Here is a 1129-nt window from a genome sequence, read left to right on the forward strand (position 1 = left end):
AATCCTAAAGTCGACTCTTTAGGTCTTAGTTTTAAAGATGCGGACCGGTAGTTCAGTTGGTTAGAATACCGGCCTGTCACGCCGGGGGTCGCGGGTTCGAGTCCCGTCCGGTCCGCCACTTTAAATTCCTTATGTCAAAATTCCTTTTTCTTTATGTCTCTTCGGTAAGCGCCTGGACTTATGCCTGTCCAACGTTTGAACGCGCGCTGAAATGATGATGGTGAAGAAAATCCTAGAATAAACGTAATTTCAGTGAAGTTGAGCCCTGTATCTCTCACATAGCTCTGAGCCAAGGCGTTACGTGTATTATCTAATAGTGTTTGATAATGATGACCTTCCTGCGCTAGTTTTCTTCTAAGCGTCCAGCCTGCTAATCCAAGTTTTTTCCCTATCAAGTCAATTTCCGGTGGTTTACCGCTAAGATTTTCAGAGATCAAATCTATGACTTGGTCTGAAATGCTTTTTCCTGATTTCCAAGTCATAAGTTCTTGTTCGCATATAGCCTGCATTTTTGAGAATGTTGGTTGATGGGACTGATTGAGTGCGAATGTCTCGTGTCCTCGCTTAAGGATCAATGCATTTTTTGATTGGCCAAATAAAACGGGGCATTGAAAAAAGTCTTCGAAATCTTCTTTGTATGATGGCAAAGGGTATTCGATCTCAATATGGTGACATTCAGCTTCGGGGCAATGACGTTGAGTGAAAGACCACCATGAGGCGAGCATCGTGTCGACAACAAAATAGTTATACCTATTGTATGGGCTAATGGAATAAAACTGACAATGAAGCCGGCCATCTTTCATAAAATGAGATGACTTTCCCCTAGTGTTGCGACTGTTTAGTAGCTCCATATCAATGATATGTGACAAGGATTGTTGAAGTGTTGGCGCGCAGGCCGCTGTATATCCCGCAAGCCCAATATGGCTATCTAAGGTGTTTCTTCCAAATTCTAAGCCAATTGATGGACTTCGAGTCATGCGAGCGGCTTCTCTCCCTAGTCTCATATACTTAGGAATACTGATTCGTGCGTCTGGTGTGCTGAGGTGTTCATTATTCAGTCCAAATGCCTTTTGCACAGGGAGTGGATCAATATTGTGTTCGGCTAGCGTATTGAGGACGACGCTAGCAA

At 43.6% G+C, this 1129-nt stretch carries 1 protein-coding gene and 1 tRNA gene; one reads left to right on the forward strand and one right to left on the reverse strand.

Features of this window, described 5'->3' with window-relative positions:
• The first annotated feature begins 41 nt into the window (after nt 1-41).
• Nucleotides 42-118, forward strand: a tRNA-Asp gene (locus A3738_RS19385).
• A gap of 16 nt (nt 119-134) precedes the next feature.
• On the opposite strand, the gene A3738_RS19390 is transcribed toward A3738_RS19385, so the two are convergent.
• On the reverse strand, nt 135-1129 hold a 995-nt coding region (locus A3738_RS19390), incomplete at its 5' end, for an AraC family transcriptional regulator (protein ID WP_068763792.1).

The sequence above is a fragment of the Oleiphilus sp. HI0066 genome (assembly GCF_001635725.1).